Annotated in this window: 20 protein-coding genes and 1 pseudogene; 10 read left to right on the forward strand and 11 right to left on the reverse strand. The window is 52.8% G+C overall.

Going from position 1 to position 18,551, the window contains the following annotated elements; genetic code table 11:
* Window positions 1-59: 59 nt before the first annotated feature.
* The 3 genes from AC3G2T_RS02350 (at window position 60) to AC3G2T_RS02360 (ending at window position 5,596) form a co-directional block, all read left to right on the forward strand.
* Complete coding sequence (locus AC3G2T_RS02350; RefSeq protein ID WP_488434386.1) at window positions 60-1,814, forward strand: cache domain-containing sensor histidine kinase; 1,755 nt, start codon at window positions 60-62, stop codon at window positions 1,812-1,814.
* The gene (locus AC3G2T_RS02355) at window positions 1,802-3,289 is read left to right on the forward strand and encodes a response regulator (RefSeq protein ID WP_488434387.1); all 1,488 of its coding nucleotides are present in this window, start codon (window positions 1,802-1,804) and stop codon (window positions 3,287-3,289) included. The genes AC3G2T_RS02350 and AC3G2T_RS02355 overlap by 13 nt, the downstream gene beginning before the upstream one ends.
* 135 nt (window positions 3,290-3,424) lie before the next feature.
* Complete coding sequence (locus AC3G2T_RS02360) at window positions 3,425-5,596, forward strand: CBM35 domain-containing protein (RefSeq protein WP_488434388.1); 2,172 nt, start codon at window positions 3,425-3,427, stop codon at window positions 5,594-5,596.
* A 110-nt stretch (window positions 5,597-5,706) separates the two neighbouring features.
* On the opposite strand, the pseudogene AC3G2T_RS02365 reads toward AC3G2T_RS02360, so the two are convergent.
* A pseudogene (locus tag AC3G2T_RS02365) lies at window positions 5,707-6,164 on the reverse strand (glycosyltransferase); the annotation flags it as partial.
* Here AC3G2T_RS02365 and AC3G2T_RS02370 point away from each other — a divergent pair.
* From AC3G2T_RS02370 to AC3G2T_RS02390, 5 genes are all read left to right on the forward strand, one after another.
* Window positions 6,140-6,460 (forward strand): hypothetical protein, encoded by a 321-nt coding sequence (locus AC3G2T_RS02370; RefSeq protein WP_474684063.1) that lies wholly within the window; start codon window positions 6,140-6,142, stop codon window positions 6,458-6,460. The pseudogene AC3G2T_RS02365 and the gene AC3G2T_RS02370 overlap by 25 nt on opposite strands.
* Window positions 6,461-6,554: 94 nt before the next feature.
* Entirely contained in the window at window positions 6,555-6,779 is a 225-nt protein-coding gene (locus tag AC3G2T_RS02375) for a DUF1128 domain-containing protein (protein ID WP_488434389.1), read from the forward strand.
* A gap of 190 nt (window positions 6,780-6,969) precedes the next feature.
* Complete coding sequence (locus AC3G2T_RS02380; protein ID WP_474684065.1) at window positions 6,970-7,263, forward strand: hypothetical protein; 294 nt, start codon at window positions 6,970-6,972, stop codon at window positions 7,261-7,263.
* A 756-nt stretch (window positions 7,264-8,019) separates the two neighbouring features.
* Window positions 8,020-8,262, forward strand: a complete 243-nt coding sequence (locus AC3G2T_RS02385) for a spore germination protein (protein WP_474684067.1) — start codon at window positions 8,020-8,022, stop codon at window positions 8,260-8,262.
* A gap of 11 nt (window positions 8,263-8,273) precedes the next feature.
* Window positions 8,274-8,540 carry a hypothetical protein gene (locus AC3G2T_RS02390; protein ID WP_474684068.1) on the forward strand — a complete coding sequence of 89 codons (267 nt, stop codon included), beginning with the start codon at window positions 8,274-8,276 and terminating at the stop codon, window positions 8,538-8,540.
* Between the two features lie 106 nt (window positions 8,541-8,646).
* Here the strand turns inward: AC3G2T_RS02390 and AC3G2T_RS02395 are convergent, their stop codons facing one another.
* From AC3G2T_RS02395 to AC3G2T_RS02430, 8 genes are all read right to left on the reverse strand, one after another.
* The gene (locus tag AC3G2T_RS02395; RefSeq protein WP_474684069.1) at window positions 8,647-8,994 is read right to left on the reverse strand and encodes a hypothetical protein; all 348 of its coding nucleotides are present in this window, start codon (window positions 8,992-8,994) and stop codon (window positions 8,647-8,649) included.
* A gap of 3 nt (window positions 8,995-8,997) precedes the next feature.
* Window positions 8,998-9,897 (reverse strand): hypothetical protein, encoded by a 900-nt coding sequence (locus AC3G2T_RS02400; protein ID WP_488434390.1) that lies wholly within the window; start codon window positions 9,895-9,897, stop codon window positions 8,998-9,000.
* A gap of 5 nt (window positions 9,898-9,902) precedes the next feature.
* Window positions 9,903-10,121, reverse strand: coding sequence for a hypothetical protein (locus AC3G2T_RS02405; protein WP_474684071.1), 219 nt, complete (start codon window positions 10,119-10,121; stop codon window positions 9,903-9,905).
* A gap of 107 nt (window positions 10,122-10,228) precedes the next feature.
* The gene (locus AC3G2T_RS02410; RefSeq protein WP_474684072.1) at window positions 10,229-10,675 is read right to left on the reverse strand and encodes an Hsp20/alpha crystallin family protein; all 447 of its coding nucleotides are present in this window, start codon (window positions 10,673-10,675) and stop codon (window positions 10,229-10,231) included.
* Between the two features lie 134 nt (window positions 10,676-10,809).
* Window positions 10,810-11,103 (reverse strand): alpha/beta-type small acid-soluble spore protein, encoded by a 294-nt coding sequence (locus AC3G2T_RS02415; protein ID WP_474684119.1) that lies wholly within the window; start codon window positions 11,101-11,103, stop codon window positions 10,810-10,812.
* Window positions 11,104-11,251: 148 nt separating this feature from the next.
* Entirely contained in the window at window positions 11,252-12,679 is a 1,428-nt protein-coding gene (gene wsfD / locus AC3G2T_RS02420) for a glycan biosynthesis hexose transferase WsfD (protein WP_474684073.1), read from the reverse strand.
* Between the two features lie 2 nt (window positions 12,680-12,681).
* The gene (locus AC3G2T_RS02425; RefSeq protein WP_488434391.1) at window positions 12,682-13,131 is read right to left on the reverse strand and encodes a GtrA family protein; all 450 of its coding nucleotides are present in this window, start codon (window positions 13,129-13,131) and stop codon (window positions 12,682-12,684) included.
* Entirely contained in the window at window positions 13,128-14,177 is a 1,050-nt protein-coding gene (locus AC3G2T_RS02430; RefSeq protein ID WP_488434392.1) for a glycosyltransferase family 2 protein, read from the reverse strand. The genes AC3G2T_RS02425 and AC3G2T_RS02430 overlap by 4 nt, the downstream gene beginning before the upstream one ends.
* Window positions 14,178-14,409: 232 nt before the next feature.
* On the opposite strand from AC3G2T_RS02430, the gene AC3G2T_RS02435 reads away from it, so the two are divergent.
* Entirely contained in the window at window positions 14,410-15,669 is a 1,260-nt protein-coding gene (locus AC3G2T_RS02435; protein WP_488434393.1) for a mannosyltransferase family protein, read from the forward strand.
* Window positions 15,670-15,725: 56 nt separating this feature from the next.
* Here AC3G2T_RS02435 and AC3G2T_RS02440 read toward each other — a convergent pair whose 3' ends face one another.
* Complete coding sequence (locus AC3G2T_RS02440) at window positions 15,726-15,830, reverse strand: YjcZ family sporulation protein (protein ID WP_474684077.1); 105 nt, start codon at window positions 15,828-15,830, stop codon at window positions 15,726-15,728.
* Between the two features lie 170 nt (window positions 15,831-16,000).
* Here AC3G2T_RS02440 and ytfJ point away from each other — a divergent pair, with 170 nt between their 5' ends.
* Window positions 16,001-16,405, forward strand: a complete 405-nt coding sequence (ytfJ, locus tag AC3G2T_RS02445) for a GerW family sporulation protein (protein WP_474684078.1) — start codon at window positions 16,001-16,003, stop codon at window positions 16,403-16,405.
* Here ytfJ and ppk1 read toward each other — a convergent pair.
* Window positions 16,399-18,522, reverse strand: coding sequence for a polyphosphate kinase 1 (gene ppk1 / locus AC3G2T_RS02450; protein WP_488434394.1), 2,124 nt, complete (start codon window positions 18,520-18,522; stop codon window positions 16,399-16,401). The genes ytfJ and ppk1 overlap by 7 nt on opposite strands.
* Window positions 18,523-18,551 lie beyond the last annotated feature (29 nt).

The following is an 18,551-nucleotide window of genomic DNA, read 5'->3' on the forward strand; positions in this document are numbered from 1 at the left end:
CTGCTTTATCCGCCTGGGTTAAGATGGGGTTACGGATACAATGGGGAAGAGGTGCTGCTATGAGGTCGGCGATGTCCATTCGCTCGAAGCTGATTATTTTGTATTTGCTGACGGTCATTGTGCCTGTCGTTATCATTATTTTCGTGCTTCCCTATTACTACAAAAACTTGTTCGTCAAACAGACGACGCTACTGTCCGAAGGCACGCTGACTTCGCTGACCCGCAACGTGGAAATGTATTTGGACGATCTGGAACGGCTGACGATCACCCCCTATTTGAACGATGATGTGATGGTGGGGCTGAAGTTGAAAGCGAGCGATCAATACGCGCAATCCAGCGAATACTCCCGGTTTATGGCGGAAAAAGCACTGAGATACGCGCTGCCCAGGCAGCTAATCAACACGCGGAAAGATATTCTGGGGACAATCCTTCTGCCTGAAGACGGCTCCGTGTATGTCATCACCTCCGAGAACACATCCGATCCCGCGCCGAATTACCGTTACAAGGAGCAATCGTGGTACTTGAAGGCGCTGGAACTGGACGGCAAGGTCGCCTATATCAGCAATCACAAGCAGGATTATTTGCAGACGGACAATCCCAGGGAAGTGTTCTCCATCTCCCGGCTGCTGAAGGACCCCGATTCCGGCAAGCCGCTGGGCGTGATCATGACGGATGCGGCAAATATCGTTCTGGAAAAAATGTTAAGCGAGGTCAAATTTAACGTCACGACGATCATTGCGCTGCTGGATGAAAACAAGAAGCCGCTTTATTCCAATCAGCCTCTCAATGAAAAGATGCGCGCGCAGCTGGCGGCCGGCAAATCTACGGTGGCGGGAGACGGGGATACGTACCGGGTCGTTGTCAAGACGATGGACCAATCGGGCTGGAGCATTGCCGTCTTGTTTTCCAACGGCGAATTCGAATCGCAGCTGACGTGGATATATTGGATCGGGGCCCTGTTCGCCGCTGCGGGCACGCTGCTTACGCTGTTTTTGAACATATCGCTGTCGCAGTGGATCGTCAAACCGTTCCGGGATATGGTCCACGTTATGAAAAGCGTGCAGCGCGGCAATTGGGACCGCCGGCTTAACGTGCGCGGCCGGGATGAGATCGCCCAGCTCGGCATGACGTTGAACATGATGATCGCGCAGTTGAAAGAGACGATCGACCGCGAATACCGGGCCGTGCTCGGCCAGCGGAATGCGGAATACCGCGCGCTCCAGGCGCAAATTCACCCCCATTTTCTGTACAACACGTTGAACGGGTTTATCGGATTGAACAGGTCCGGTCAAAGCCGCCTGCTGGAAAAAGCGATACTGTCCCTCAGCAGTATGCTGAGGTACATGCTGGAGCATCAGGATATGGCGACGGTGAAAGAGGAGGTCGCATTTTTGCAAAAATATTGCGACCTGCAGCAGATCCGCTTCGGCGTCAAATTGCATGTCGCGATCGATATGGATGCGCGCGCCGAGCCGGTGCAGCTGCCTAAGCTTTTGCTTCAGCCGCTGGTGGAAAATGCGATTATTCATGGCATAGAACCGCTGAAACGCCAGGGAGAGCTTGCGATTCGGGTGCGTATTCTGGATGATGCCGAAGGGAGTACAGGGAAGGCGGTGCACATATCGATCGCCGATAACGGCGTCGGATTTTATCCGTACCTCGCAGCGGACAGCGTAGGGATTCCCAATGTTCGGGAAAGGCTCCTGCTGTTTCGCCCGGCAGCCCGGTTTTCTTTGCAAAGCGTTCCAGGCGAAGGAACGATCGTGGAAATCCAGATTCCCTTTAAGGAGGCGAAGATCGGATGCATATCGTGATTGCAGATGACGAACCTTTGGTAAGAATCGGACTGATCAGTATGATCCATGAAATGGAAACGTCCTGGGAAGTCGTGGGGGAGGCGGCGGACGGGGAAGAGCTGCTGGAGATGGTGGCCAAGTATAAGCCGGAAGCGGCAATCGTCGATATCCGGATGCCCGGAATGGACGGCATCGAGGCGATCTGCAGAGCCAAAGCCGTCTCTCCACGGACGAAGTGGATTATTTTATCGGGATATTCGGATTTTCAGTACGCCAGACAAGCGCTCCAGCTTGGCGTATCCGAATATTTGCTCAAGCCGGTGAACCCGTCCGATCTGGAAAAAGCGATCGCCATGATCAGCAAGGACAACAAGCAGTATTTGCAGCAGCTCAATCAGCAGTTCGAATATCAGCTGTTTTCGCTCATGCACGGTTTGGTGCCCTGGGAAGCGGAGCCTGAAGACAGCTTGCTGCGAAGCGGGAGGTTTCAAGGCTCGGTGCTTTATATCGACGCCTGCGCATCCCCCCAAGAGCTGGAGGCGCTGCACAGCAAATTCATCCTCGCTGTCCGGCAGTGTATGCAGAACCATGTCGCGTACGGCGTTCATCTTGCGCTCATCGCTTTGCCGCGCGGCGAAATTGCGGCGATCGGCGTCTGGGACCCGAGCAAGCCGGAAGCACGCAGCCAGCTCGACTCGTATCTGAACGCTGTGAGAAGCGTGATGAGCCGGTTCCGCTCGGAGTCAGCGGCATTTACTTTGATTCAGACGGAGGAAACGGGCGATTTCATGGAGTTTCAAAGCCAGATAGGGCGGATCCAGGAGCTGGCGTGCTGCCGGGTCGCCGCCGGGATGAACCGCGAATGGGCGATCGGCGAAATGGCCTCCGTCGCCACGCTGCAAAGCGCGGCTTTCAAAGCGGGCAAACATATGCTGCAGCTTGCTCAGGAATACAAAAACAAGCTGTACATGAATTATCAAAAAACGCTGGAAGAACTGGAAAGCCATTTGCTCAAAGAAACGGTGGATATGAGCCGTTTGCAGTACTACTTGCAAACCGTTTTTCCAATTCAGGCCAGCTGCGACGGCGAAGCGTGCATTCCCGGCCTGATCGGGCAGCTGCGGAAAATAGGGGACCAGTTTTTGCTGCATAAACAGAACGAGCCCCACACGTTTGATTTGGTGGAGCAGGTTCTCGTGTTCATGGAACGCAATTATATGAACAATATCGGCATTGGGCAAATAGCCGGAGAGCTCAACGTTACGCAGAGTTATCTAAGCACGTTGTTTCACAAAAAAACAGGGACCCCGTTTGTCAAGTATTTAACCCGTATGCGCATCATGAAGGCCAAGGAGCTGCTTATGGAGAACCGGCTGAACATCCAGCAAGTCGCCGAGCAGGTGGGCTATTACAGCACACGCCATTTTACGAAGCTGTTCACCGAGATTGTGGGCGTATACCCTTCGGATTTCAAGAAAAGCATTTTATCATAAGCAACTATCCGTACCGCTTCCGCAAGGGGATTGAAAGGAGGTGAGTAACTTGTAAGCGTTTGCATGTGTGCTTGATTTCGAAAGGAGTTGACGTGATTGTCAATGTATGACCATGAATTGCGGAGGTGCAAAAACGTGTTGAAAAAGAAAAAGTTTGCCATTGTCCAAACGTTTGCTTTGCTTCTTTCTATTGCGGCCGTTCCGAATGCGGGCTTCGCGGCCAATCCTCAAATGGTTGTTGATTTATCCTCGAACACGGGGAACCTGCTGTACGGGGCGACGGGATATTTGTACGGGTTAGGCAACGACGGGATTCCTACCGACAATATGCTGGCTCCTCTAAAAACGCAGTATGCCAGCCAAAAACCGCCGGGCGGCCTGCAGCACCCGAATGGGGACGTCTTCGATGTGCAAGATCAGTTTTTCAGAACCGGCGGGAAACAGATTCAAATTATTATGCAGGATATTTACAAGAATTGGCCCTATGACAATCTGGGCATCAATGATTATTTGGCCAAAGTGGATACGATGGTGCGGCAGCTGTCGGCGGACCCGAACCATAACAATTACGTCTATGTCCCTTTTAACGAGCCGAATTGGATCTGGTACAACAACAGCGATAAATTGCAGACTTTTTTTAACGATTGGAAGACGATTTACCAAAAAATCCGTTCCATCGACCCGAATGCGAAAATCGGCGGCATTAATTTCGCCTATTATGACAGTTCGGTATATCAACAGTTTATGACTTTTGCCAAAAATAACAATTGCTTGCCGGACGTTATCACCTGGCATGAACTCGGCAACGATTTTTTCGCGAATTGGCAAAATCATTACAACAACTACAGAAGCATTGAATCCAATCTGGGCATTTCGCAGAGACCGATTTCGATCAACGAATATGGAAGGATAAATACCGACCTTGGCGTTCCGGGCAACCTGGTGCAGTTTGTTTCCAGGTTTGAAAACAGCAAAGTATACGGCAGCCTGGCTTATTGGACGACGGCGGGAACGCTGAACGATCTGGTTACGGAGAACAACAAGGCGACCGGCGGCTGGTGGCTGTACAAGTGGTACGGCGAATTGACCGGCAATACCGTGACAGTGACGCCTCCCAATCCTTCGGGCTCTCTGCAGGGGCTGGCCGCTTTGGATAACAACAAACAGCAGGCGAGAGTTATTTTTGGCGGGTCGCAGAACAGCACCGACGTATTTGCCACGGATGTCGTCGTGAAGGGCTTCGGTTCGGCCCCGTATTTCGGAAATACGGTGCACGCTATCGTATGGGGAGTGGATAACTCGGGCCTGAATGCGTCGAGCGGGCCTTATTTCGTCCAGGAAGGCGATTATGCCGTTACCGGCGGGCAGATTACCGTTCCGGTCAGTAATATGAAAGCGTTGTCGGCTTATCATATGATCATAACTCCGAACAGGGATCTGTCGCCAGCCAACGCTGCGACCCGGTACGAGGCGGAATACGCCAGCCTGTCCGGCTCGGCTTTCGTTCATACCGGAAACAATACGGGCTATTCCGGTACATCGTATGTGGAGGGATATGGCGGAAGCAGCAACGCCAGCACGAACTTCGTCGTCACCGCGCCGTCGAACGGGTATTACAATGTGACGCTGCGGTATTCCGCAGGGCCTTTTGCAGGCGCTCCGGCTAACCGCAAGCTGCGAATGACGCTGAACGGCGCGCAGCTGCAGGATATTTCGCTGGCCGGCACAGCCGATTGGAGCACCTGGGCGAACGCGACGACCAAGGTTTTCTTGACCGCGGGCATTAACCGGATCGGAATGAATGCTTTCACCAATGATGATTCAGATGCCGCGAATATCGATTATATCGACGTGACCCCTGCAACGGGGCCGATCGCAGCTTATGAAGCCGAAGCGTCCGGCAATACGCTGTCCGGCGCGGCAGCCGCCATCGGAGATGCCGCCGCATCCGGCGGCAAATATGTCGGGTGGCTCGGTGGGGGCGCGGCGAACACCTTACAGTTTAACAATGTAAATGTTTCCACGGCCGGGGTGTACCGGATGGTCGTCACTTACGCCAACGGCGAGCTGGGACCGGGCGCGTCGAACTATAACACCAATGTCGTTGATCGTTATGCAGACATTAGCGTGAACGGCGGCGCCGCGAAGAAAGCGTATTTCCGAAACACGCTTGGCTGGTCCAATTACCGTACAATGGTTGTGGATGTCGCCCTGAACGCGGGCAATAACACGATCAAATTCTCGAACAGTTCGTCGGGGTATGCGCCCAATATCGACAAAATTCAAATTGCCGCGAGCGTTAATTAGGTATTTTACAAAAATACGCAGCTTCCCTGAAAGGAAAAACGCCGCCAAACCCACTATGCAAGTGGGGATGGCGGCGTCTTTTGCTGTGCTTTTGGTTGGGTGAGCAATCGATTCGCTGCGCTTAAAAATTTGGCGATATCGTCGGCGTTTATATGCCAATCCGCCTCTAGCTTTTTCACATCCGTCTGATTGCCCGCTTTGGCAGCAGCTACAATTTTCCCTGCGATCAAAATATGCTCCTTCAGAAGATCAGCCAGTTTATTACCGGTGGCTTCTCCGTAATAAGGCTTGATCACATTGCCTATGTCCTGCTGGTTCCGTAAAAGTCGGTCCAATACGTCCTTCTGATCTTGACGGTTGGATATTGCACTGGTAATATAACTTCTCGTTCATATCGTATGATCGATCCAAACCTTCTGCATATAGGTTTTCAGCTATACCATTCGGGGACTAAGGCAAGCTGAATCCTTCTTCTCGCTCACCTTCGCTTGCGCGGACACCGCTGCCGGCGTCATGTTAAAACGAACGCCAAGGTTAACAGTAATGACAGCAGCCATTTGTTTTTCACATTCATCTGCTCCTCTGTCGTTTTGGAATAAAATATGCTTTTTTATTATGGTTGAGATAGCTTATTTTATACAGTGGATTATTTGCGGCTTGCAGGAGCTTATTCTTCGAATTTCCATTCCGAAAAACATCGCCGATTCCAATCGCTTGTCCCAGATCTTCCGGGATATTAGAGGCGGTTCCAATCATGCGCTGACTACAGCATCGACAGGACTGGAGCTATATGGAAGAGTACTCATGGGTATGCCTCCACAACATGTCATGACATTAGCTGCCGCATCATTTTTTAAATACTAACGATGTCCATTAGGACAATTTACAAAAATGCCGCACTCCATTACAATGAGGTACAGGAAGGGCAAACGCCTGGAGAAAGGATGAACCTGTGCCGATGGATTTGAGCAACTGGTCTGAGGAAAATGTGGAATATATGTTTGAAGAAATTAAGAAAAAGCTCCGCATGGCAACCGGCGGGTCCATCAAAGCTTCGGCTTTGAAGCAGGATGCCTACGAGGATTTGAAGGATTTATACGATATGGTGATGAGCAAAGACAAATTCAGCATCAGCGAGATCGATGCGATTACATCGGAACTCGGCAAGCTGCGCAAAGCCTAGCAAGCTGCAGCGCACGGCTGCGGTCATTTGAACGGACTCTCTTCTTGAAGCGAAGGGGGGCCGTTTTTTGTGTTGAGCAGACTCCTGCGTATTTTGGATTTTGCCTCGGACAACTATCCAATCGCAAAGAATTGACGGGACGTACACTGTAGAGTAATGAATCCCTGCTTTCTGAAGGAGGTGCGCACTCATGTCAACTGCGATTCGCAAAAAAGATGTCCACAAATTGCTAGGAAAAGAGATTTTTGCGCTGAAAAAAGACGGAACTCAAGTTACAGGCAAATTGGTTCGAATCAGCGGCAATACTTTGTTTGTAGCTTCCCCGAAAGGGAAAAAGGGAGTTCAAACAAAAGCGGTTATTCCGCTTGTTTTGTTTGACCTTCTGGCTATCGGCACATCGCCATTCGGTTTCGGCGGCTTTGGCCCAGGTTTCGGCCCAGGCTTCGGCGGTTTCGGCGGTTTCCCAGGCCCATTCTTTTGGTAAGACCGCTGCTCCGCCGCATTTGTGAGTGAGCCAGCCCCAAATGCAGCGAAAAGACGCCGCCAAAACCACTTTTGCAAGTGGGGATGGAGGCGTCTTTTGCTGTGCATTAGGCAGAGCGTGCGGCCGGGCTGGTCAGAAACGCCTTCGCGGCGCGTTGGTTTCCCAAACTTGCTCGCCAGGGAGCCGTTGGTGATGTGTAGAAAATTTGCCGCAATTGGCGCGTCACCGGCAGCGCGCGGAATGTCGGCAATAGGCGGCAATTTTCTGAACAAACGTAGCGCTAGCAACGACAAATTCCTGCAAATGTGCAGGCTTTTCGCCGTGAAGGTGGGTTCAGATTCATTTCACCGAAAATTCCTGCACAATCGCAGGCTTTTCCCCGAAAATGGCCGTTTGCACTGAAAAAACCTGCACTTTTGCAGGCTTTTCGTCCAAACGGGCGCCCGCACGCGCTTCCCTCGTAAAAGCCTACACGATTGCAGGCTGGCCCGGCTGGCAGCCGCACCATAACCGGTCGTGCCGTCTCCCTCCGCCAAGTAACCGGCGGGATCGGCACCACCGCGACCTCGAAAGACAGATTCTCGCACAAAAAAAGGATCGCGGAGTTACCTAAATTTTTGCTGTGTTGGAGTTGTTCGACGGTGGTGCCGTTCCGGTTTTGTGATTTTCGGCACCTTTCCCGCCTGCGCCGAATAGGTTAACATACAGGATTCAATGCCAGGGCGACAGGCCTGACGGCGGATAGGGGTGTGAAGCATGCCGAGTTCCATAGTGTTTAACATGATCAACGTCAACTCGCTGAATACGAATGCAACGATCGGAATCGGGGAGAATGCGCAATCAAGCTGGGATTCGCACAGCAAAAATAATGTTGCCACAGGCCAAAATTATGGAAATACGATCTTTGCCAACATAGCCAATTTTATTTTTGACAATGACTTTATCGACGCGCCGATCAATGATCAGGACTTCAAACCCGCAGTGACCAACCAGGTTTAGAGGTGATCGCGATGCTGAGACGAACGCCCGAATTGGACCGGCCCATCATTCATTTCGACCAAATTCAGGTGAATTCCATTTCCAACGCTTCGGGTATTTTTGTCGGTACGAATACTCAGCTGTTATGGTCGGTCAGCAATAAAGAGAACAACGGGCTGGGTACTGTCAGCGGCGAGCAAAATCATGTGAATCATAATATCAATACGATATATGATAATGATGTGATCGATGCGCCTTATACGAAAGGCGATTTTTTGATCAGCCGGGGCTGCGGCTAGGAGTCTGGCGGGCGGAGTTGCTTACCTCCCGCATGAATTCCTCGGACAGACTCCTAAGAGACCGCCCAATGTACAAAACGGCTCCGTCGGACAGACTTTCAGACCGTCACTTGACTTCCGCTTCGCTCGTTTCCTGCTCCTGCGCAGGCTCCTCCTCGCCGGGGGCGGAAAAGCCGGCTGCCTGCACGGAGCCGGCAATCATATCTTGCAGCCACTCTGGCGCCTCCGAGCCCTCGATGTTCAGCATGTCGAGGAAGTCGGAGTCGTTCAGCAAGGAGCGGGTGCCGACGAGCTGATTGTGGTCTCCGGCGACAGAGCCGAAGCCTTGGACGGTTTTTTGCGTGCTCTCGAAAGCTGTGGGCCAGTTGTTGCCCATATTGATGCAGGACGCGCTCTCTACGGAGCCGATCCGGATCGAGCCGATAATGAAATTGGGCGACATGAAAGACGGCACGGGCTAAGCACCTCCTGTGTTCGGTTTAGGCTGGACTGTGTAGCGGTAACCGGTCGAAGTCCGCTCGGGAGTGGAATGGTCCGCAGCCGCAGCATGGTCAGCAGCCGTAGAAGCGGCGGACGCACCGCCGTGCACACCGGCTTTGCGGCCTTCTGCGGACGCACCGCCGTGCACACCGGCTTTGCCGCCTTCTGCGGACGCACCGCCGTGCACACCGGCTTTGCCGCCTTCTGCGGACGCACCGCCGTGCACACCGGCTTTGCCGCCTTCTGCGGACGCACCGCTGTGCACACCGGCTTTGCCGCCTTCTGCGGACGCACCGCCGTGCACACCGGCTTTGCCGCCTTCTGCGGACGCACCGTCGTGCACACCGGCTTTGCCGCCTTCTGCGGACGCACCGCTGTGCACACCGGCTTTGCCGCCTTCTGCGGACGCGCCGCTGTGCACACCGGCTTTGCCGCCGCTCGTGGCAATTCCGCCGGCTTTGCCGCCTTCTGCGGACGCACCGCCGTGTACACCGGCTTTGCCGCTGTCCGCGACAGCGCCGCCGTGTGCACCTGCTGTGCCGCCGCCCGCGATAGCGCCGCCGTGCGCTTTGTGATCCGTTTTGGCCCCAAAGTTGTTCCCGAGATTAAGCGAACCGCTTAATTCTTTTATATCCAGTTGATCCAGGCGAAATGTCAAATTTTCCAAAACAGGCTGATGAATATGCACGTTATCGATGCGGATTTCCGGCCTTTTTGCAGCCATGCTTGCAAGGTGCTCTTCCAGTTTTTGCAGCCGGGCTTCCAACTGCGCGATGACGGCGGAAGAAGCAGCGGCGCCGGCATCCGCCGCGGCAGGCTGCTGAGCGGGAACCGGCGGAGGAGGCGACGGCTTATCCCTGAAAAACCACCATCCCATAAAGCTCAGCCTTTGCGCTTGGGCGGAGGAACGTCGATAGTGTCCGAATCGAGGACAAGATGGTTGCCGCCGGTCACTACGTTGCCGTCCCCGGATACTTCGCCTAATCCATCGTTTGATTTTATGGCATGCTTGCGCCCTATAATTCGATTCTCTCCTTTGTTGATGCTGGACGTATTGGCGACGGAATCGATATGAATGGATTGAAACCGAATGCGTACCATGGAAAGTACCTCCTCCATTGTTCTGATATTATTATGTATATGGGGACAAACGGAGCATATTTCCCTTTTCTTCAAACGAATAAACGCCCGGCCGGAGCGGCCGAGCGTCAGGTGAATTTTATGGGAACCGGCGTTTCACCGGCTTCGGGCCCCGTCGGAATGCGGATGATCAGCAGGCCGTTATGATACTGGGCTTGCATGCGTTCGGTCAAGGCTGTGTCAGGCAGGCGAATCCGCCGTTCAAAAGCGCCGAAAAACCGTTCCGACAGCAGCATTTGTTCATCGATGACCTGATAAGGGCGGACAAGCGTCCCCCGGATGACGAGGAAATGCTCGCGGATGGAAAGCTGGACGTGTTCGGGGGATAATAGCCCGGGCACTTCGGCAACGACGACGACCTCACTGCCCGTCTCATACATATCAATTCTAGGTCCGGAAAGCGGGAGCAAACCGGCAATATCCTGCCAGAAATCAGGCCCCAGCACATCGCCGGCTTGTGCATGAAGCCCTTTCCAGTCGGTTTTGGGCGTGCGGTTGCTGGGATTCGGCTTCAAGGGCATCACCTTCTGACTAAAATCTCGCAGCGAAACTGCTTGCTTCTAGCTTATGTGAGCCCGCGGCGGATTATGGCACTTAAGGAGTCTGACAGGCTTAGTTACTTTTGCAGACTCCCGTCTGCCTCCGCCTCTTATCTTTGCGGCGGGCGCTGCTGCGCGAGCTGCTGCTGCGCCATGCGCACGAGTTCGCGCACCATGGCGCCCCCGATCGGGCCGCCGACCTTGCCGGCGTCCTCGGAGCGAAGCTGCCCGTTGTAGCCGGGCTGCAGCGGCACGCCAAGCGAGCGGGCTACTTCGTATTTGACCAGATCGGGCCGATCCGGGTTGACGTTGTAGCCCTGGGCTTTCATCACTTGCGCTTTGAGCTGGCTTAGGGCATGCTCCGATCCGGGCACGGCAGCCCGGTTGCTTCTTCTGCGAGCCATCATTTCATCACCTCACGGCTAGGAGTCAGTCCGACGGAGTTGCGTTTGTGCATACCCACTGAATAATGACTGCATATATGCCGCTCACGCTGCATGAATACCGTCATTTTGCATACATATACCTTCTACGCGGTTCATCGGACAGACTCTAGGATGCCCTGGCTTTGACGAAATTAACAGCCCGCTGTGCAAGCCATACGAGCGAGGCCGTCCACATGACGTCGAAGCAGACGTTGAACAGGAAGAGGTGCTTCTCCATGTCGGCTTCGCCGTCGCCGATAACCGGCACGAGAAAGGCGACCGCTCCGATCAAGCCTACGGCCATGAACACTTCGTACGCCGCTTTCGCCCCGCGCGCAGGCTCCCTCGCATACAGGGCGAAGATAACCGCATAATAAACCGCGGCAAATCCGCCCAAAAACCAGATCGAATGCGGCAGCGCCCGCTCTTTGATCACGCTCCACGTATCGAAGGCGGTCGAGACGCTTCCCGGGCGAAGTCCGGCGCTTTTCTCGTAATTGCCCAGATAGCCGATGTGAATGGTCATGGCTTTGCTAGCGGTTACTTCCAATTTGTCCCAGTATCTGCCCGGGTTCCGCAAATAAAACATCGCGATCTTCCCGTGACTGATGCGGGGATAAAACGATTGTTTCAGCGTGTCGCTCTGCTGGGGAATAGGCGTGTCCGGCATAAAATAATGCGTGCCCGCAAGGCGCGCGAGCGCGGGATCGAGGCCCAGCTCGTCCAAATCCCGCTCCGGCGACGGCGAGTCTTTCAAAATACCGTAAAACACCGATTGGTATTGGTTAACCGTTCGAAGCTCGCGGGGTGCCGTCGCATAAATCGCACACGACACGAGAAGCAGCAGGGCAGTCAGCGCGAAGCCGGTCTTTTTACGGCCTGCCGCGCCCAATAAGGGCAGCAGCCGGAGCGCCAGCAGCGCCAGGATGACTCCCGTCGGCGAGTTTTGGATTTTGGAGGCGGCAAGGAAGATCGCAGAAACGATAAAAAATACGAACCATGCGGTTCGCGGTTGTTGGCGTTCGGCCATATGCAAAGCGGCGGCAATCGTCAGCAGCAAAAACACGAGCGCCATCGGCTCCCCGAAGAAGGAGTTGAAGTAAGCCGTATACCCGACATCGAAAAAGACAAGCAAAAACAAAACGGTGAACACGCATTTCGTCACAGGGGAGGCAAGCATCCGCAGCCTCAGCAGCAGAGCGAATGCGGTTAGCAGCAGCAAGCTGTAGAGGGCGCCGAGAAAGCGGATGTCGAAAACGTGCCAATCATACAGCAGCTTCGCGATCCATGATGCGGCGAACACCAGGATGATTTGCGACGAGACGTACCCGCCCGCGAAGGGCGCATCCATGGCATATTGCTTATGCATAAAAGCAAAGTAATGATCCTGTGGCGGTTCCGCAGCACTCAGGTAAGAAAGCCCTGCGGAACCCATGATGCGGAGAAAATCGCCATTGTCGGCAACGCCGAGAATCGGCTTCACAAACAGCAGAAAGCTGAGTATCCCGCTTGCTGCGAGCAATGCGAACGAATTCCATTTGTCGAACCTGCTCATTCCTAGCTCCTCGTAGGCAAGCTCCTTGATCCGGCCGTCCGGAACGTAAAATATTTATGCCCCGCATAATTTGCGATCGTGTAGAGGCCGTTCCCCGCCAAAATCGCCGCGTTATGCAGCAGTCCCGCGCTCAAGAAAGGAAGAAGCCTGGAAGCGGCTTCCGCCAGCAGCCAGCTGGCTCCGTAAGAAAGCCCGTAGCAGACCGCTATGACTACGGCGAATTTCCACCAGCTGCTCTTCACGCTTGCGTTCGAACGAAACGTAAACGTGCGATTCAGGACGTAGCTGACGACGGCCCCGACAGTGTTGCCGGTAAAGGTCGCAACCCAGTAATTTTGGTGCAGCAAGTTGTACAGCGCGAAGCTGGTCCCGAGCCCGATCAGCGTATTCAGCAAGCCGACGAGCAAAAACCGGGCAAAGCTGCCCGTAAGCCATGTACGCATACGGTTCATGTCATTTGCCCGCCGATCTTGGCGCTAACGGATGGGGCTGCGGCAAGCTCCCGCGTATGTGCCGTCACCTCTTTTTCGATCACATAAAGAGGGCGGTGCTTCACCTCTTTATAAATTTTCCCAATGTATTCTCCGATTAAACCTAACGCCAGCAATTGCACGCCGCCGATGAACCATACGGACAAAACCAGCGAAGTCCAGCCTGTAACGTTGGCCCCCAGCAATTTGCCTATAATCGCGTAAAGCGCGGCGACGACGCTGAGCGCAAACAGGACGAAACCCATCAAGGTGACAAATCGGATCGGCGTGACGCTGAACGAGGTGATGCCGTCAAACGCAAACGCGAGCATTTTTTTCAGTGGATATTTGGACTCCCCGGCGAAGCGCTCCTTGCGGTCGTAATATACTTTAGTAGACGGAAAGCCGAGCAGCGGCACGATCCCGCGCAGAAAGAGGTTCACTTCGCGAAACTTTTCCATTTCATCGAGCGTGCGTTTGCTCATAAGACGGAAATCGGCATGGTTGTAATGAATGTTCACGCCCATGCGGGTCATCAGCTTATAGAAGCCCTGCGCGGTAGCTCTCTTGAACCAGGTATCGGTCGTGCGGCTTTGCCTGACTCCGTACACGATGTCGTACCCTTCGCGGTATTTGACGACAAACTCGCGAATGGCCTCCACGTCGTCCTGCAAGTCGGCATCGATGGAAACGACGCAGTCCGCGTAAGCTTTCGCTTTCATCAGCCCGGCCAGCAGCGCGTTTTGGTGCCCGGCGTTTCGGGCCAGCTTCAGTCCGGTAACGAACGGATTGGCCTCATGGAACCGCTCGATCAGCCCCCATGTTGTGTCTTTGCTGCCGTCATCGACAAGAAGCATCGTGCTGGAGCTTGATATAAGGCCATCCTGGATCAAAGAATCCAGAACGCCGCTAAGCTGGAATACCGTTTCCGGCAGCACAGCCTCTTCGTTGTAGCAAGGAACTACAATTGCCAAAACAGGGTTAGCCACAGTTATTCGTCTCCATCCTGCAAGGAAAGTTGGTTGCATACGTTTTATGCCTCATTATAACGTAATCCTCACACAAATTTAATATTTAACGAAATTTAAACATTTTGCCCGTTTGTTTCGTCCATGAATGTAGACGAATTAAACCGGGAAAATGTTTCCATAACATTCCCCTCTTTACAAATCCTTAAATTGTTATTAATGTATTCTTCATGTAAATTTAAAGTGGTCAATTAGAAGAAGAAACCGACCCGCCCTGGAGGGAAGTGTAGAAATGAATGCGGAATTGTTCAAGAAGCCGCTGACGCTCAAGCTTGTTCTGTCCGTGGTGCTGCTTGTGCTTATTAGCCGCGCGCTGATGCTGTTTACGGGGTACGTAGGTTTGAATTTGTTCAACGATTATGCGGCTGTACCCACATATGTGCAAACCCCTCCCGGAAGCTTTTCCGAATGGAAAATGCAGTTGCCCGAAGAGCTGGAAAGCACGCGAAAGCTGCAGCTTGAAGATTTTATCAAGTTCGATACATATTCTTATTTAAAAATCGCCACCGAAGGCTATGACCAGGTTCGGATGGACGAGCCGCATACGGCGGCCAATTGGGTGTTTTTCCCGTTGTATCCGCTATTGATTTATTTGTTCGGCAAAATCATTTGGCTCGATCCGTCGATTGTCGGCATGGTGCTGTCCAACCTGTTTTTGCTTGCAGCTCTTATATATGTGTACTTGATCGCCCTGCAGCGCGGGTTAAGCGAGCGCCAGGCGGGAACCGTGCTTTTACTTATATTGGTTTACCCTTCGTCGCTGTATTACTCGATTCCTTATACGGAGAGCTTGTTCCTGATGCTGTCGGCGGCAGCGATCTATCATGCGGGCAGCAGGCAGTATGCGCTGGCGTTTTTGGCGGCAAGCTTGTCAACGGTGACAAGGGTGCCGGGCTTTATCAACCTCGCTTTTGTCATAGGCACCGTCTGCCTGGACGAAGGCTTCAAATGGACGTGGCGGTACGTCAGATGGGCCGCGTACAGCTTGTTGTCGCTCGTTCCGATGGGATTGTACCTGCTTCATATGAAGCTGGTTACCGGCGATTGGCTGGCGCCTTTTCACGAGCAAAGCCTGCACTGGTTCCGCTATACGACGACGCCGTTTAAGAATTATTTCGGTTTTTTGAAAAACCCGTATTTCTCCACTCCGGACGGATGGGATAACGGACTGATCGCTTTTACGATATCGACGGCTGTATTTGTCGTATTTATCATCTATTTCCTCGTTCATCTCAAGAAGATGGTCCGCGATTGGAAGGAACTGCTGTTTTTTGGCTACGGCCTGCTGCTGATCGTCATTCCGTTTTCCAGCCAGCCGTTGTTCCTGGTCAGCGTAGTCCGCTACATCATGGTCAGCATTCCTTTTTACATCTATATCGTAAGCTTGACGAACAACCGCGAAAACGCCAGGCTGCTGTACGTGATGCTGTTTCTGATTTTGCATGTCATCATTACGATCGGGTTTTTCAACGGCTATTATTTCGTCATTTAATGATTTTATGTAAAAAAGCGGCTGGTACAGCTTACTTCGTACCGGCCGCTTCTATTTTACAGTCCAAAACCGAAAGTGCTGAGGACGATGACAAGCAGAATATATAATACAAGGATTACAGCCGTGCTGGTATGATGAAATGCTCCATATGCGCCACCCATGCCAATCCCTCCCTTCACACCACACTATATGTCGTTTGTCTATGCGCAGTATAGATAGATGTCCCGCTTTTTCAAAAAAACTTGGGATCATGTCCGAATCCGGCGCCGTTTATTCTTTTTCAATCATGACCACAATGACATCTAAGGACATAGCAGCGAAAGGTGATTGAATGACAGAGCACCCCTTGCAATCTTTTGTCACAACGGCAATGGATCATTTGAAAGAAATGGTCAATGTGAATACGACCATCGGAGAGCCGGTTGCAGCGCCCGACGGCACCTTTATTATACCGGTATGCAAAGTAAGCTACGGGTTTGCCGCGGGGGGAAGCGATTTGGGCAGGCGCAGCCCGGAATCCGCCGGAGTCATGCCGCCATTTGGCGGCGGTACGGGCGGAGGCGTGTCCGTAACGCCGCTGGCTTTTTTGATCGTAGGCAAAATGGGCGTCCAAACGGTTTATCTGGACAACTCTCCCACCGTGTACGACAAAATTTTGGATATGGCTCCGCATCTTTTTGACAAATTGAACAATCTGATTCGGCAATCCGATGCGGGGGAAGAACATAGTCAGTGAACGAGGTCCGACTCGCTTTTGTAGGCGGAAGCAGCCAATGAGGTTATGTAGTCGTTCGGAATATGAACGGAGTTGTTTTTCCGGACTACTAGATCTCTGGCCTCAAACTGGCTGCGGCAGGGAGGCTGTTCATCATGCGCCATCGCGTACCGGCCGTCTGGCAGCAGCAGCCTGGCTTTCACATTATCGTTCAGCAGCAGCGACAAATATTGAATAACGGCGGACTTATGGTCTTCGTTCAGAAGGGGACACATGAGTTCGATGCGTTTATCCATGTTTCTGGTCATCCAGTCCGCACTGGACAGCCATATTTGCGGGGAGCCGGCATTTTCAAAATAAAAAATCCGCGAATGCTCCAGGAACCGGTCGACAATGCTGCGGACGGTAATATTGTCGCTTAGGCCGGGGATGCCCGGACGCAAGCAGCAGATGCCGCGGACGATCAGATCGATCCGGACGCCCGCCTGGGAAGCGGCATACAGTTCGTCGACGAGCTGTTTATTCGACAGCGCGTTCATTTTGGCGATTATTCTTGCAGGCTTGCCTTCGGCGGCGTGCTCCGCTTCGCGCTGAATGCAGTCCAGCAAGCGCTGCTTCAAATGCGTCGGGGCTACGCTGAGAAAATGCCACTGGTTCGGGGCGGAAAACCCCGTAATTTTGTTGAACAAATTGGATACGTCTTCGCCGATTTCCAGATCGGATGAGAACAGTCCGACATCCGTAAATATGTGCGCCGACACTTCGTTGTAATTCCCGGTGGCGACGTGGACGTAACGCCTGAGGGAATCCGCTTCCTTGCGCACGACCAAAATCATTTTGGCATGAATTTTCAGCCCGGGCAGGCCGTATACGACGTGGCACCCGGCTTTTTCCAGTTCTTTGGCCCATTCGATGTTCCGGGCTTCGTCAAACCGGGCTTTCAGCTCGACGACTACAGTCACCTGCTTGCCCGCCTCGGCGGCGCGGCTCAAAGACCGGATAATGCGTGAATTGCCGTTGACGCGGTATAAGGTCATTTTAATCGCCATGACGGAAGGATCGGCGGCGGACTGCCCGATAAAATCATTGACGGCGTCAAACGACTCGTACGGAAGAAACAAAAGAACATCTCTTTTTTGCAGCACTGAAAAAAAGTTGTCCGTCTTCGTAAATTCCCGCGGATAGAGGGGTTCGAATCTCGAATACTGGAGATGCTCGAAACCTTGAATGGAATTGGAAAATGACATGAAATAGCTCAAATCAACCGGACCGTCGTTCGTAATCAGAAACTGGCTGTCGATTTCCAGTTCTTTTTTTAGCAGTTCCAATGCAAACGGGTCGAACCCTCTTTCGATTTCCAAACGAATCGGGGTGCCCCATTTTCTGGCGCGCAATACTTTTTCCACTTCATCGAGCAGATCCTCGGCTTCTTCCTCGTTCGGATCGAGATCGGCGTTGCGGGTCAAACGGAATGTATGGAAGGTGACCGGTGAATACGTCGTAAACAATGTATGAATGTGCTGCTTGATCAAATCTTCGAGTAAAACAAACTGCCGCACATGCTGGTCCTCCAGAGAAGGAACTTCAATGTAGCGTGGCAGATTGGGCGGAATTTCGACCAAGGCCACGTAAGTTTCCTTGTGCTGCGCATCGGAAGTCGGTTTCAGAACGACGGCCACATATACGCTTTTCGTGCGAATCAGCGGAAAGGGCCGGCTTTTATCGATAGCCAAGGGAGTCAGCACGGGAAATACTTTTTGAAAATAATAGGCTTCCATTTCCTTCTTTTGTTCGGGCTCCAGCTCGCGATAACCGGTAAAAACAAGACCTTCCTCCTCCAGCAGCCGGAGAATCCGCTCATTGGCCGCATATTGTTCGGCCACCAGCTGCTCGATCATGACGATGATTTTTTCCAGCAATTGCTGCGGCGTAAAGCCGGTGAAATCGGCCTCCTGGTTGCCCGCTCTGATTTTATCCATAATGCCGGCGACTCTAACACTTACAAATTCATCCAGATTGGTAGAAACGATCGATATGAACTTTGTCCGCTCGAGCAGCGGAGTGCGCTCGTCCTGGGCTTCCTGAAGAACACGCCTGTTAAACTGCAGCCAGCTAATTTCACGATTGATATAATCCACGGCGCGCCTCCATCTGCCTCATCGCTTTT

This window comes from Paenibacillus sp. sgz302191, from assembly GCF_057749925.1.